Genomic DNA, 15,453 nt, shown 5'->3' with positions numbered 1-15,453 from the left:
TATATACCTCCTTTCGTCGCTTTTAAAATTTAAAGTGGGACAAAGGTACGATAATTCCATTGAATAAGAAAAGAAAAATAAATTTTATACTAATCCAAATTCTTCCAATATGACTTTCAGGGGTTTCTCCTTGGTACACAATGCAATATTCCAGCCCAATTGTTTTGCCGTAGCCAAATGTTGTGGGCTATCGTCAATAAATAATGTCTCTGCTGGATTCAACCGCTGCTCGTTCATAACGAGTTCGAAAATTTCGGTGTCCGGCTTGCGCATACCAACTAAATGCGAATAATAGGTTTTTTCAAAAAATCCTTCATTATCAGCAACAGCATATTTTTCATGAATAGCATTCATACAATAAGCGTAATGGATAGCATTGTTATTGCTCAACAAAAATGTACGGTACTTATCTTTCAATTGCAATAATATCTCATGATGTCCTTCCGGGACCCCAATCAACAAACTGTTCCAGGCAGCATCAATTTGCGTATCGGTCAATCCTGGATTCTTGGTAATTTCCCGAATCCCATCCCTAAATTGTGCTGCATCAATTTTTCCCTTGTCAAAATCGTCAAACAGTGCACTTTGTCCATGGTGCCCAAAAACTTCGTCTACATTTCCTATACCTAACTGAGTAAAAGCAACTTTCAACTTTACAAAGTCGATCATGAAGATTACATTCCCATAATCAAGAACAATATTTTTAATTTTTTCCATCGAATTATTTTGAAATACCGATACAAATATCGATAATTGCATCGTCAAAAGGGCATAACTAATGCCGAAATTGACGAAACAAATGACCCGCTCCTATAGCTCAGTCGGTTAGAGTAGAAGACTCATAATCTTTTGGTCCCTGGTTCGAGCCCAGGTGGGAGCACAAAGCAAAAAAGTCGCTTTTCTATACAGGAAAGCGACTTTTTTTTGTTTTTTTACATCAATTTTTCATTGATGAGATGGCCATAGATAAGCTCCCCCTACTCGGTCCCAGTTTTGCATAGTTTTTTGTTGGACTTTAGGTAAAAATGCAATAAATATGTAACGGTACTTTTTACGTGCTAAAGAAAAAAATTATGACAACTGTAAGTGCAAAAATTTATGAACACCACAAAAATTCGATGTCACCTACAAGGTGAATATTTGTGCATATCACAAAGGAGAAAGAAGGTTTTTGGACACCAACTGAAGGGATTAAAACCTAATTTTCCTTTACCTACACCAAAATTGGATTTTATTTTTTTATTAGATTACGTTTTAAAAATTCGTCAATTACATCGACGCACTTATCCACCCAAGGATGGAAAAGCCAGAAAGGGTGTATCTGTACATCGAATGTATACACTTGATGTGCCGTCCCCCAACGCTTTAGCATACCAACCAATTCATCTTGTCCAGCATGGAATCTAGGAAGACCACTATTTATAAATAACATCGGAATTTTCTGTTCTTCTCTGGCCCAAAATATGGGTGAAGCCTCTTTCCATATTAACGGTTTTTCGGCAAAGGTTCCTCCAAGCCAGAAAGTATCTGGGGAATCGGGCTTTCGCTCTAAATTGAGTGAAAGCGGAGCCATGAAATCCACCACTCCATCCAAATTAATAATAGCTTGAATCTGCGTACTGTGTTTGGACTCAAGAAGTGGTTCAAATTTAGGTGCACTACCTGTCAATCCAACCAAACTTGCCAGGTGACCTCCTGCGGAACTTCCTGCCACCACGATACGGCTACTGTCTATATCGTACTGATCTGCATGATTTTTAAGCCACAAAATTGCCGACTTAATGTTGATTAAGGCGTTTGGATATTTTGCCTCCAAGGATAACTGATACTCCACTGGAATGCATACATACCCTTTTCTCGCCAATAGCTGTGCGATGGGTACATCCATTTCCTTTTGACCCGAACGCCATCCACCACCATGGACCCATATCACCGCCGCACGTTTTCGCCGGTCATTAGGCCGGATAACATCGAGATGTAGGTCTCGAGGGCCAAAATCTGTTCGAGTTAGATGTGTATATACCAGATTACGTGTCACCTTTAGATCTCTTCCTAGGCTGTCCATGGCTGGTCGTGCATAGGGATAGCTTTTCTTTATCTGCCGCCATACATGCATCGTGTTATAGGTCGTATCTTTTGGAATGTAAATATTCTGCGCACGCCCCAAATTACAATATATAAACAATAATAGCGTGCTCCAGAAAAGAGGCTGCGGGAGATAATTATTTTTCCATTTCATCGAGCATTTCTTTAACTTTCCAATCATCCATTACTTTTTCGAGTTTATAAAAATCCCGTTTGTCTTCCGACAACTGATGTGACCAAGACACTCGCTTTGAAAGTTCCGATGCCCCAGCGCCTTTCGATCCCAATTCGGCGTAAAACACAGTTTTATCCTTATCTGGGAACAACGTATCACCCTTCCATTCATTCCAGCCTTCAGGGATAATATGAACTCCTAAGTTACAATCTACCAGAACCGTATTTGCGTAGGGACGCCATGGCCTGCCAAGAAATACTTTATCGACAGACTCATCCGCAGCTACAAAATCACATTGGTCGAAAACGTAGCCATACCGTCGCCCCTGTGGTGTGGCAGCTGCCGTGACATACGAATTTCGCAATGAGAGCAATCTACATCTCCTAAAGAATGCAGTGCCTGGCCCGAAGATAAAATCCGTCGTTCCGCTGATACTGCAATCAGAAAAATAGCTTCTTGCACCGTTTTTACCCAAGTACAAGGTATCCTGAAATCCCAAAAGACGACAGTTGACCAGTGCAATCTGGTCCCCCTCTAGATGAAGTGCTACAGCCTGCCCTACTGGCCCGGCTGCATTTTCGATAGTTATATCCTTTATGAGCACCCTGTTTGCGCGCACCAATAGCGTATAACTACTGAAAGTCCCAAGCTTAGGCCGCCCTGTCTCATCTGGACAATCAACCAACTTACCTGCATAATCATCAAAAACGATCTTGGTATTGGCAGCATCCTCACCAACAAGCTGAATATTTTCGACATAAGTTGGGATAACTATTTTCTCATGGTAAATTCCCTTCCTGATCCAAATCCGAACAGCATGTTCTGCACGAAATGCGCGAACTGAATTCACGGCTGCTTGTATACTCGTAAAATCACCTTTTCCCTCTTTATCTACCGTAATCAATTCCGAATTGGCAGCCTGCAAGCCAAACCCTGTGAACAGTATACTAACAAGTAAGCATACAGACACAATTTTAAATACATTTATTTGTCTCTTCATTCTTATGTTCATAACATAAATTGTGTTAAAGAAATTATTATATCATTATTCGTTCCTAGCTAAAGCTTAATAGTATTATAACTATTTTTCTACTCGAAGCCAATCCACTTCAGCATAGCCACTATCATTGCTATGTCTTTCTCGACTAGCATAGAGACCTAGTGTAGCACCAACCCATTTACCGGGTTTGGCCTGAAATTTACTTTCCACCGATATATACCTTTTGCCATCCAAACTATATGACCATTGGCAAGATTTTCCATTTTTGACCTCTACACGGATATAAACAAAGTCCTCAGACAAAGGAGCAACGAACTGTACACTTTCCTCAGTGCCGGTATAGGCCCGCGAACAACTACCATAATAAAGGTGAAATTTACCTTTATCCTTACGTATAAAAAGCTGAGCATAATCTTCACCTACCACCACTAGTCCTGCTTTTTCACCAAGCTCCTTCTCGCTAGGGCGTAATCGCATTTTTGCTGTCGCGCTGAAATTTTCGGCAGGGAATTTTTGTGTCAATATATTGGGAACCGCCATCAGATTTTTACTTCCTTCAGGAAGCTGCTGGCTATAAAGCCGAAGTTTACCTTCGTGTGATGGCATAAGCCAGGTACCATCCGGATTTGCCTGCCATTGCCACTGCAATCCTAAATGCGGAGAATCAAACTCATCCGATTCTTGAGGATTCACCTGAGCGATAACCTGTTTTCCTACATTAGGTTTTTTATAGGTCATCACGGGCGTCCCTACTCCATTTCCATCTATGTCCTCGCCTATGATAGGCCAATCTGCTTTCCAAACCATAGGCTGAAGATGGACCACCCGTCCCATGGCTTCTTTATCCTGAAAATGGAAGAACCAGTCTTCTCCTGAAGGTGTGTCTACCCATGCTCCCTGATGGGGTCCATTGACGGTAGACTTATTCTGGGCCATAGCTACCTTGCGCTCATATGGTCCATAAATACTTTTCGAACGCAAAATCAGTTGCCAGCCCGTTGATACGCCACCTGCTGGCGCAAACAAATAATAATATCCATTCCTCTTATATACTTTGGGGCCTTCAATTGTAGGATCCAATTCATGTCCGTCATAAACAATCGTACCTCGATCCAATACACGAGTCCCATCGGTATCCATCTTGGCTATCGCGAGCACGCTCTTCAAGCCTGCACGGCTCCCTGCATAGGCATAAGCTAAATAAGCACGACCATCTTCATCCCAAAAAGGACAGGGATCTATCAATCCTTTACCTTGGAAAACCAGCGTAGGAGCAGACCATGGCCCTCGAATATTCTTCGTCTTTATTTGATAAATCCCAAAATCCGGGTCGGGATAATAAATGTAAAACTCTCCATTGTGATACCGAATGGAAGGCGCCCATACCCCACCACCGTGTTGCACTTTACTAAACACCTCTTCCGGCAACTGCCGTTGCAAAGCATGTCCTATAATCGTCCAGTTGATCATATCTTTAGAATGTAGAATGGGCAGACCTGGACTGTGATTAAAGCTTGAGGCAATCATATAATAATCTTCACCTACACGGATTGCATCTGGATCGGAATAATCCGCATTGATGATAGGGTTTTTGAACTCTCCATTTCCCAGATCCGGGCTCCAGACCTGAGAATTATAATTTTGTCCGAATGTCAATGAAGAACTACTGAAGGTCATATAAGCCATCAGGCAAATATATTTCCATTTTTTTTTATCGGTATTTAGCATAAAATTCTAGTATAAAGTTTTTATTAAATTCTTAAGTCCATAATTATGGAGAGCATTCCCTGCAAAGGGATTTTAATGCGAAGGCTATGGCGTTAGCATATCCCCTATTTTATTTCACAACAAATTCATAAACCCCATCTTTAACTGTCGAAATATCATAAAGCGTTGTTTCAGGAATTTCAAATGAATTATTTTGTATTTTTATCAATGGTTTTTTGATTTCATCAACGTCAAAAAAAGAGTTGGAATTTCTGCCTTTCGCTTTTTTCAACGGCTTCCCTTTTAAATAGATTTTACTCCTATTGGTGATACGAATACGGCAATTGCCACCTAAGGTAGAACTGACCTTTAATTCCGTTAACTCTCGATTTTTCCAGCTCATATCTATAATAAATCCCCCTCTAGTGACTAAACCTTTCACTTCGCCATTCGGCAACTCATCAGGCCAAGCAGGTAATAAAAATATGCTACCGTCATATGATTGCACCAACATCTCGGCGATCCCAGATGTACAGCCAAAATTACCATCAATCTGAAAAGGCGGATGGGCGTCCAGTAAATTAGGATAGGTACCTCCATTTTGTCCTTTCTGTTCCTCTGGGGCTGGGCTCAATTGATCCTTGATCAATTTATAAGATTGATTTCCGTCCAGCAAACGAGCCCACCAATTTACTTTCCAGCCCATAGACCAACCTGTCGACTTGTCTCCGCGGTAGATCAATGAGTTTTTTGCTGCCTGAGCAAGTTCAGGGTTGCGAAAAGGTGAAATCTGACCTGATGGAAACAATCCGTATAGATGTGATATATGACGGTGACGATCATTTTTTCTATCCAGATCTTTAAGCCACTCCTGAAGCTGACCATATTGCCCAACTTGCATGGGTGGTAACTGTTCAAGACTTCGTTTGACAGAATCCCGCAATGCGCCATCAGCATCCACAACGTAGGATGCACGGATAAAATTATTAAAGACATCAAACACAAGTTGATTATCCATTGTCGTGCCTGCTGAAACCCCTACGCTACCTGTTTCATAACTATTTTCTGGACTGATTGAAGGACTTACGACCAGCCATTTTCCAGATGGATCCTCTGTCAAAACATCCAGATAAAATAAAGCCGCCCCTTTCAACACGTGATAATAATCCTTCAAAAATTCCTTATTTCCTTTATATAGATAATGTTGCCAGATATGTTGGCTCAACCACGCTCCGCCCATAGGCCACATACCGTAGTACCCTCCATCTACGACACCCGTGATGCGCCATAAGTCAGTGTTATGATGAGCATTCCACCCTCTGGCATGATACATTTCCCGAGCACTCTCCTGACCTGTAATAGCAAGGTCCTTTAACATGCTAAACAATGGTTCGTGCATTTCACTTAGATTCCCTACCTCTGCGGGCCAATAATTCATCTCGGTATTGATATTTATCGTATACTTACTATCCCAAGGGGGAGAAAGTTCAGCGTTCCAAATCCCCTGCAAATTGGCAGGTTGGCCTCCAGGTTGTGAAGAGGAAATCAGCAAATAGCGGCCAAATTGAAAATAAAGTGCAACTAATTGTGGATCAAAGTTTGTTGCAAACTCCCGAATACGCACATTCGTCGTTTTTTTTGCCTGTGCATTGCTACCAAGGTCCAATTTCACCCGATTGAAGAACTTCTGGTATTTTCTCACATGCTGCTCCAGTGCTTTTGCGTAAGAAATTCCTTTTGCCCTTTCAAAAATTCGTGTGGCTTTTCGTTCAGGATCGATGGAAAGATCCCTGTAATTTTTGAAGTTTGTTCCAATTGATACATAAAGGATTACTTCGTCTGCATCTTTGATTGTAATCTGCTCGCCATGATGATTAACTTGACCACCTTTAACCCGCGGATAAACAAATCCGTAGAACGCTACCTGCCCTTCTTTGGAATCCACTGTACCTCCTTTTCCCCGCAGAAACAATGCACCATTATTTATGCCCAGGCTAATATTTTGATGTGGACTTTTCCAGTTTAGATCCATTGAAATACTCTTCGCTCTATCAGCAGTAATGCGGATCAACAGCAAACTGTCGACCAGTGACGTGAACATTTCCCTTCGATAATTGACTCCATCAACTTGATAAGAAACAGTAGTTATCGCCTCATTTAAATCCAGCTCCCGTTGATATTGAATAGGGTTATGGTGAGTCGGAAACCCAAGCAATAGACTACCGAAAGTTTGGTAAGGCATACCATAATCCAATCCTGCTGGTGCAGCTCTAGGAAATGCGAGATTCGACAGTTCTTGCGCTTCTCTGTTCCTGCCTTCAAGGAGAAGTTGACGGATCTTTATAAGATCTGAATATTTTCCTTTGGGTACATTGTTCCCAGGACGTCCCGCCCAAATCGTTTCTTCATTCAGTTGAATCTCTTCTTGGGAAACTCCACCGTATACCATGGCACCGATACGCCCATTCCCCAAAGGCAATGCTTCGTTCCAATTCGTCGCTTCTTTATCATAGTTTAATTTCAATTCTTGCGACGAACTAAACTTCCAAAGCAGCAATAGAACACTAGAAAATATAAGATGTTTGATATTCATATCAAGATATAGATTTATGGTTTAATCATTTTAATTTCATGAAGCCAAGCTGTCAATATACTTAGCCAAGTTGCCGTCGACCCTGGATTGTTGACCACTGCGATGGCATGTCCTCCTTGTGGAAAAATATGCAAAGAGGCTGCTATGTTATGTGCTAGTAAAGCTTGATAATATAAAAGGCTATTTTGTACAGAGACAGTCCTATCATTTTGGGCATGCACCAAAAATGTGGGCGGAGTATGCGCTGTCACCTGAGCCTGCAAGCTAAACAGCTCTCTTTGAGAATCGTCAACAACCTTACCCAATAAGTTACCCACGCTTCCTTGATGGGCATAATCACCCTTCATCGTAATTACGGGAGACACCAAAATGCTGAAATTGGGGCTACTGCTTAACTGGTCTATAGGATCACCCAGGACTTTGATACGCCGATCTATGCTAGCTAAGGAGGCAGCAAGATGTCCTCCTGCCGAACTACCCATTACCCCAACACGATCGGGATCCAAATGCCAGTCAGCGGCTTTAGCGCGGATTAACCGGATGGCCCGTTGTGCATCCTGCAGGGGTGCCAGTGATCTATTGATCAAATCAGGTGAGTGTGGCAAGCGATGGATCAGTACAAAGGCATTAATACCAATGGTATTGAACCATTTGGCCAACTGTGTTCCACTGATGATATAAGCCAGTCGGGCGTAGCCTCCTCCAGGAATGATCAATACTGCAGCTCCTGAATTTTCTTCTTTTGAGACCAAAAAAGGAATAATCCGAGGCTCACCAACTTGATACACGCGTTCGTTAGCAATACTATCCGAAAGCTTCAACCCTTTACTATTTGGCTTCGTGGTATCGTATAAGAGTATTGATTCTTGACCGTGTGTCAGTACATATGCAAAAGAGAAGAGAATCGTCAATAACTTTTTCATTTACATTGAGATTTAAGTAAAAAAAATTATAGTTAAGCCTGTACATCCAGTACTCCAGATCTTTGAACATTCGTATGAACTAATTAATCTTGACAGCATTGGTTTTGGCTCCGTGTTTAAAACTTAATTTCCTTTTATCTATGTTCGAATTACTAAATACAATATTTGTTGCGTTGAGTCCATTCACTTCTAATTCAGGAGATATGTTCCTATCAAATCTCAAACCTTCAAACCGCAAGTTAGAAGCATTTTCAATATAAATAGTTGGTGTTTCAGCATCTTTCGAATGCAAGAATGCATTTTTCACCACAATACCCGTTGCATCTTTCAGTTCAATCACTTTGTTGGCAACAATATTAAGATTAGTCATGCTGACCTGCTGGACGGGCATCTCTGGCAATCCACGAACAAAGATGCCAACATTAGCTCCCCTACATGTAACTGCATCAATTGATATATTACGAAATTGCGGAGTTTCAATACCTACAGACGGAACTTTCTGAACTTCGTTTGCCTTTGGAGGTTTCGTCCAATAGTACATATCAAAATATATAGCCTCCTGTACAATATTATTCATATTGATATTGCGGATATGGATATTCTCCACTACCCCCCCTCTGCCACGTGTAGTCTTAAAACGCAACCCTTTGTCAGTCCCCATAAAAGTACAGTCCTCTACAAAAATATCCCGGGCGCCACCGGACATTTCACTCCCCACCACAAAACCACCGTGCCCTTTATAGACTTTGTTATGGCGAATAATAACGCGTTCGGTCGCAATTCCACGTTTGCGTCCCTCTTCATCTTTACCTGATTTAATACAAATGGCATCGTCACCCACATCCAGAATACAATGCTCAATTAGTACATTGGAACAAGATTCAATGTCAATACCATCTCCATTCTGGGCATAATCTGGGTTTTTGATTTTCACGTCTCTTATGGTCAGATGCTGCGTCATAAGGGGATGTAAATTCCAGGCGGGTGAATTTTGGAAGGTTACACCTTCAAGTAATACGCTCTTACATTTGGTCAAAACTAACAAGTTAGGCCTTAAATAATCTTTAATCTCCTCAAAGTCAGCCAAACTTTTGCCCTCAGCCAACAAGAAAGAACGTTTTTCTTCATGGGCAAGCTTAGATTTCGCACTGGGGTACCATGTTTTTCCATCCGCGCTGATTAAACCACCAGATGCAAGTTTAGTCTTCCATTCGTTTTCTGTCAATGCTCCTTTACCAACCATCCTCCAAGCATCTCCATTACCATCGATAACACCTTTTCCTGTTATGCCAATGTTCTCAAGCTCTGTACCACTGATCGGGGATTCGTTTCGTGCCGAAACTTTTCCTTCATAATTTCCTGCTACAATGTGGTACTGGTTAAAGTCATCTGTAAACTGCAAAAATGCGTTTTCTTCCAAATGAAGGTTCACATTGCTCTGTAGTGTTATAGGTCCAGAGAGCCAATAGCCTGCTGGCACCAGTACTACACCGCCACCACGCTTATTGCAAGCGCGAATAGCTTCATTTATACTGCTTGTATTTAGCGTAAACCCATCTCCATTTGCACCAAACTGCTCGATATTAACAGTGTCCTTTCGAAATTGAGGCAGTACCACCTCGGGAAGGTTATTCCAATGGTATTGACTTCCCACCGACTGTGCAGCTACCGGCTGCCACAGCCCGGGCATCATACAGATACCAACTATTGCCAGTCCTTTTTTCTTGATTTTCTTAAACATCTTTTGTTTTATTATTCTATTATACCCCTATCTATAAATCACTTAGATCTGACCAAATGTAATGGAGGCCACCAGTTCATTGAGATAAACCTCTAGGTAAGTATACCCTGATTCGGTCAGATCGTTTGCCTGTTTTCCCGGATAATTCTTTTCAAGCCAGCCATCTGGTATTCCATCCTGGTCATGATCTTGAATGGCTGTGCCAGGCCCCAAAGACGGCCAGGCCCCAAATCGATTGTCCACAGGATCTGGATTAATATCCTGTTGCGAGTCTAGCAAACCTTTGCGAGGATACTTTAGGCTTTTCCATTTTCCTCCTTCGCCATTATGAGGGCTCTTTCCTTGAAAAGTAGCACTACCACTACGTGTTTCCCTAATGATGCGCTGATCTACAGCATCACGTACATAGGAGTTACCAGCATAGGTCAATACTTTTTCGTAAGCTGTTTGTGCATCGTGTGTATGGATAGTTCCCTGTAGGGGTATCTCCTTATCTAATCTGATTCCCAATTGGGTCTGTTCGCCGACGATCCGTACACCCCGCCAATTATCTGCGGAGATGCTGGAATTGTGGGTCAGTAGATTACCGCTCACAAAATACTTGCCCCACACATCTTTGATTTTTGGGAAAGGGTGCTCTTCTGTTTTGGCATTAATGGCTATAATTCTATCCTTTATGTTGCTGCTCGTGGCGGGCCCAGGTTTATACACGTTATTAATGATGTTAACATGCATGGCTTCACCGCCATATGCTCCGTTGCCATTCCAATTGTAAATTACATTATTGCGGATATCGGTCGTATCCCTTCCTGCGTAAAGCGCCCCGGGTCCCAATCGGGGGCTTCTGCTATCGTGATGGGCAAGGAGATTGTGGTGAAAGGTTGCATGGACTCCTCCCCAAATCGCACCATAGCCGTGTGGCCCCTTGGAATGTCCAGAGAGACGCAGACTCTCAGAAATAATGCACCATTGCATGGTAAAATTTTTATTGTCATAGAAAGAAGCACATTCATCTGTACTCCAGCTAATGGAGCAATGGTCGATTATGATATGCTGTCTTTGGCGTCCTCCAAGAGCATCCGCTCCGTCTGCATCGCGGCCAGCGAGCTGCAGATCCCCCATACGGAAACGCAGAAATCGCATAACGATATTATCTGCATCTACGGAAACAGGATTTCCGGCTAACGTAATTCCCCCACCGGGAGCAGATTGCCCGGCTATAGTCAAATCTCCCTTGTCTATTGACAATCGTTTCTGAAGCCATATTGTTCCACCTACTTTAAACAAAATTGTTTTTGCCCCATCTTGTCGTAGGCACCAGCGTAGCGAGCCTTCTTTTAATTGCGCATCACCTCTGTCATCGTCACGCAATGTATTCACATAATAGACTGCACCAGCCCGGCCTCCTTTTGTAAACATTCCGCCGCCCTCAGCTCCCGGAAAAGCTGCAATATGCTGAGCACAAACACGCGTGTGATTAAATATCAAACACAACATTCCGCACCATATCAATTTCTTCATACTATCCTTTTTTGATTTAGCATTAAGCATATTTTAATCTATTCAAACCAACGCGGATCTCCGGCAGTACCACGCCCCCCAAATCCGTTGCCTGCTTTAATTCGGAAGTCTTTATTCATCGGATTTACAAATAAGTCTTCCGCGGTTCCGCTGAAAATGGTGATCTCCGAAAAATCCCGGGAAGTTCTCTCTATCTGCACTTCATTTGTCCGGTAGCTCCCAGCAAACGATACGTTAAGCGCAAAGCTAGCATGATCATAGCTCGTTGCGTTTATACGCCCCCCACTGTTCGTTCCAGCGATAATATTGTTGCTTCCGACAAAAGCTAAAGGCAATCGAGCCGTATCAAAGCGGAGCAATTGAGCCATTGCTGCATTTTGATTGTAAAAAGTACAGTTGCCAACCACTACTTTTCCGATAGCGACGCGGACGTCCATCAACTGCGTTGTCAGATCGGTGAAGGTACTATTGGTTATCGAGATCGAATCTACACTTGCGGTACTGCCTCCGATATTGATCACACCATATCCTCCAATTTTATCGACTATACAATTGTCAAAGTTTATTCCCTTTACGGTTACCGTATTGTTAAGGCGCACCACCCCACTACCTAGTCTTTCTATATAACAATTTTTAAAAGTGTAGGCAGCTACCCTCGCTCCATTCTTATCCTGAGAGATTAAAAAAGAGCTACCGTTGGCGTGAATTTCGAGGTTTTCAAACACGACCTCACCTATCACAAGATCGGTCAACTGCAAACCCGAAAGATTTAACTTAGGATGGTTACCGCTAGCATCTGAGATGCCGGTCAGGTTTAGGTTACTGATTCCTGCAGGCATAAGTAAATTAGCCAAATCGTAAGTTTTACCGCCTGTAAATACCAATACGATATTAGTTTTTCCTTGGGTAACTGCTGAGCTTATCAGCGCAGGAATATCGTCTCCAGGATTTACTATTATCATCTCTCCTCCAGCTATACCTAAGGTTTTAACTGTCTTTGCCCCCCGCTCGTTTTCCTCGTTAAAAATTGCGACACGATAGTTTGTACCAGATCGTAAGCCTTCAATTTTGACATGACCATCGGCTTTATTAGCAGCGGACAAGACTACCTTCTGCAATTCGGTATTCTTCACCGGTTCAAAAACACTGACATGAGTTACACGATCTGTTACAGGCCAATAGAGCTCGATTTGATCCACACCAATATTCAGTTTATTGATTAACTGTTCTGCAGCTGTCTTAAAATATAATTGCGAATAATTCGATTCTTCACCTGTTTCTGTATTTACTCCTTTCATCCTGACAGAATACCCTGTAAGGCCGTCCAGATTATCAAATAAAGTCCGATATTCAACTCTTGCAGGAATGGTGGATGGTGCAAACGGAGTCAACGTATCAGCTAGTATTTCCACTGTCTTAACAATTTCGCCAAACTGCAAACTATCCTTACTAAATTCAAAAATATATTTCTGCGCAGCTACTGTTTTTGTATAGGTAATTTCCACTGAAGTTGCACCGACTACACCAGTAGTAAACTTTAGCGATTTAAAGAGCCGCTGATGTGAAGCATCCACTTCCCAATCGTTAGCCTTCTTACAACTAAGAAGGTTTAAAACCAGGACCAGCAACATTATGCTATTTAAAAGTATCTTTTTCATAAAACTATTTGCTAGATGTTAATAACCGTAGGCATTACTCAGGTAGCCCCTTGCTTCCCGAATATCGTCGATATATATCGGATAAACGTACCTATAATTACAGACGCCATTGCCCATTTTATACTGGTTAAGCTGCGCTTGAATTTCAGCGCCATAGGTCAAGGTGGATAGAAATTCCGAATAATTGTATGTAGCCATCAGTCCTGTTCCGGCCAATAATGTTCTGATCGGCCAAATTGTATAATTGTATACTTTTCCGGATTCTACTTTTTCTGGCTTGGCAGCATCTTGAGGGAACCATCTGACAGAAATGTAGTCCCCACCTGGAACCGCTGGCAAATCACCATAATAATTTAATGAAGCCTTATCAATATATTCGTTGTCTTTATAACGGAAATAAACTGTCGAAGGAAATTGTGCTGGCTGATAGGTTTTATCAAATATTTTCACTGGTTTGCTATGATCGTACATAAGACATAGCGCCATTTTCATATCCTCGATTTTTTTATAAAGCAGTCCCCAACGAATCAAATCTTGTTTACGGATAGACTCACCGCCAAACTCCCAAGCGCGTTCATTAATTACTGCATCCAAAAAATTAGCATCATACGCTTGTATTTTGGAAGATCCGGCGCCAAATGCTCTTTCACGAACTTTTTCCAATGCCTGCCTTGGTGACATTTTAGCCGTTTCATGTACTGCATCAGGGTTTTCAATTTGACTTTGAGCTTCGGCATACATGAGATAAATATCGGAGTATCGCATTAGTATCCAATTGACTCCAGTAGCGATACGGCCTGTTGCGGTCTTGTGCATCGCGAGATATGAATTAGACATCCAGTAAATCCTCCATTTACCGAATTTGACATCATTTGGGTTATTGCTGACATTCTCTTTATTGTCAGCTCCATAGCCAATCCAGCTAAGCGTCACGTCACGCCTTTTATCTTCCCTGTCAAAGGAATAAAAATAATAAGCGGTTGAGGTTACATAACTACCACCAAATCCACGGGAGCCATACTTTGAATTTCCATCTACTGCATAGCCCATCAAAGAGCCTATATCTCCATTGTTTCCCATACCAAATGCCACCTCAAACAAATTTTCATTTGAAGCATTTGGACGATTACCACATACGGAAGACCATACATTCTCAAAATCTGGATCTAAACGATGTGGATTTTCTGCTGAACCGATCAATTCAGCGGTCTGTTGTGCCGCGATACGGTAATATTCTTTCCAGTTTTTGGGGCGACCTACATAATATCCATTGTTGGATGGTATTGTAGAATGCTTCTCGGCGGTTGAATTGGGAAATGCTTTACTGTCTCTGAGGGACCAGCCTCCAGCAAATAATGCCACACGTGCCAGCAAACCTTTTGCGAAACCTTTGGTGACGCGTTCTACTGTACCATACTCACTACTTCCCCCTTTGTAAGGAAGATAGGACTGTGCTTCTTCTAAGTCCCTCACCAAATAATGATATACAGTATCCTTATCGGATTTTGGCAAATACACATTAGATAAGTCAGACTTGGAAGCTTCTTTTTTATAAGGAATATCACCCCAATACCGTGCAAGTTCAAAAAATGCGAGAGATTTAAGTGTGAGAGCTTCTCCCAAAAGTGGTTTCATACTGGTTGCTTCACTCGCTAGAATCGGTGAATTGCGGATTCCGTCGACGACTGCTGTTGCCATTTCTGCAAACTCAAACAAACGTTGCCACCTTGTCGTGGAATTGTTGACATGTCCGAAATAATTTCCTGCACCAAAATCATCCGTCTGTGAAATATAACCGGTTTCACTGAATTGACCATTAGATTCGATATCTGACACCCCTTGCCAATTGACAGAAAGCTTTTGTCCGTAGATATAAGTATCGGTCATTTTGCCGTATAATCCCATGACCGCAGCCTTGGTCATTGAACTCGTCTTAAATACAGTCTCTCCACTTAAGGAAGAAGGAGAACTGGTTTCAAGATATTTTTTGCATGAACTCATACAAGCTAGTATGACAACAGCAATGATGATTATATTTTTCATCTTCTTA

At 42.0% G+C, this 15,453-nt stretch carries 10 protein-coding genes and 1 tRNA gene; 1 reads left to right on the top strand and 10 read right to left on the bottom strand.

What is annotated here, in order from left to right; all coding sequences use genetic code 11:
• Window positions 1–84: 84 nt before the first annotated feature.
• Entirely contained in the window at window positions 85–717 is a 633-nt protein-coding gene (locus tag B4A24_RS19710) for an HAD family hydrolase (protein ID WP_293946689.1), read from the bottom strand.
• A gap of 89 nt (window positions 718–806) precedes the next feature.
• On the opposite strand from B4A24_RS19710, the gene B4A24_RS19705 reads away from it, so the two are divergent.
• A tRNA-Ile gene (locus B4A24_RS19705) sits at window positions 807–880 on the top strand.
• A gap of 351 nt (window positions 881–1,231) precedes the next feature.
• On the opposite strand, the gene B4A24_RS19700 is transcribed toward B4A24_RS19705, so the two are convergent.
• The 9 genes from B4A24_RS19700 to B4A24_RS19660 form a co-directional block, all read right to left on the bottom strand.
• Entirely contained in the window at window positions 1,232–2,239 is a 1,008-nt protein-coding gene (locus tag B4A24_RS19700) for an alpha/beta hydrolase (protein WP_293946688.1), read from the bottom strand.
• Window positions 2,223–3,260, bottom strand: coding sequence for a pectinesterase family protein (locus B4A24_RS19695; RefSeq protein WP_293946687.1), 1,038 nt, complete (start codon window positions 3,258–3,260; stop codon window positions 2,223–2,225). Before B4A24_RS19695 ends, B4A24_RS19700 begins: the two co-directional genes overlap by 17 nt.
• Before the next feature lie 81 nt (window positions 3,261–3,341).
• Window positions 3,342–4,988, bottom strand: a complete 1,647-nt coding sequence (locus tag B4A24_RS19690; protein ID WP_409456460.1) for a glycoside hydrolase 43 family protein — start codon at window positions 4,986–4,988, stop codon at window positions 3,342–3,344.
• A 109-nt stretch (window positions 4,989–5,097) separates the two neighbouring features.
• A complete protein-coding gene (locus B4A24_RS19685) occupies window positions 5,098–7,560 on the bottom strand; it encodes a glycoside hydrolase family 95 protein (RefSeq protein ID WP_293946686.1) in 2,463 nt (820 codons plus the stop codon).
• Window positions 7,561–7,574: 14 nt separating this feature from the next.
• Window positions 7,575–8,483: an alpha/beta hydrolase gene (locus B4A24_RS19680; protein ID WP_293946685.1), complete on the bottom strand. Its 909-nt coding sequence runs from the start codon at window positions 8,481–8,483 to the stop codon at window positions 7,575–7,577.
• A 79-nt stretch (window positions 8,484–8,562) separates the two neighbouring features.
• Window positions 8,563–10,224, bottom strand: coding sequence for a glycoside hydrolase family 28 protein (locus tag B4A24_RS19675; protein WP_293946684.1), 1,662 nt, complete (start codon window positions 10,222–10,224; stop codon window positions 8,563–8,565).
• Between the two features lie 42 nt (window positions 10,225–10,266).
• Window positions 10,267–11,745 (bottom strand): pectate lyase family protein, encoded by a 1,479-nt coding sequence (locus B4A24_RS19670; protein ID WP_293946683.1) that lies wholly within the window; start codon window positions 11,743–11,745, stop codon window positions 10,267–10,269.
• A gap of 38 nt (window positions 11,746–11,783) precedes the next feature.
• Window positions 11,784–13,403 (bottom strand): DUF5123 domain-containing protein, encoded by a 1,620-nt coding sequence (locus B4A24_RS19665; RefSeq protein WP_293946682.1) that lies wholly within the window; start codon window positions 13,401–13,403, stop codon window positions 11,784–11,786.
• Window positions 13,404–13,421: 18 nt separating this feature from the next.
• Window positions 13,422–15,446, bottom strand: coding sequence for a RagB/SusD family nutrient uptake outer membrane protein (locus B4A24_RS19660; protein WP_293946681.1), 2,025 nt, complete (start codon window positions 15,444–15,446; stop codon window positions 13,422–13,424).
• Between the last annotated feature and the right edge of the window lie 7 nt (window positions 15,447–15,453).

This window comes from Sphingobacterium sp. UBA7249, assembly GCF_002472835.1.
GTDB classification, from domain to species: Bacteria; Bacteroidota; Bacteroidia; order Sphingobacteriales; family Sphingobacteriaceae; genus Sphingobacterium; species Sphingobacterium prati.
This window is presented reverse-complemented; position numbering and strand designations above follow the sequence as displayed.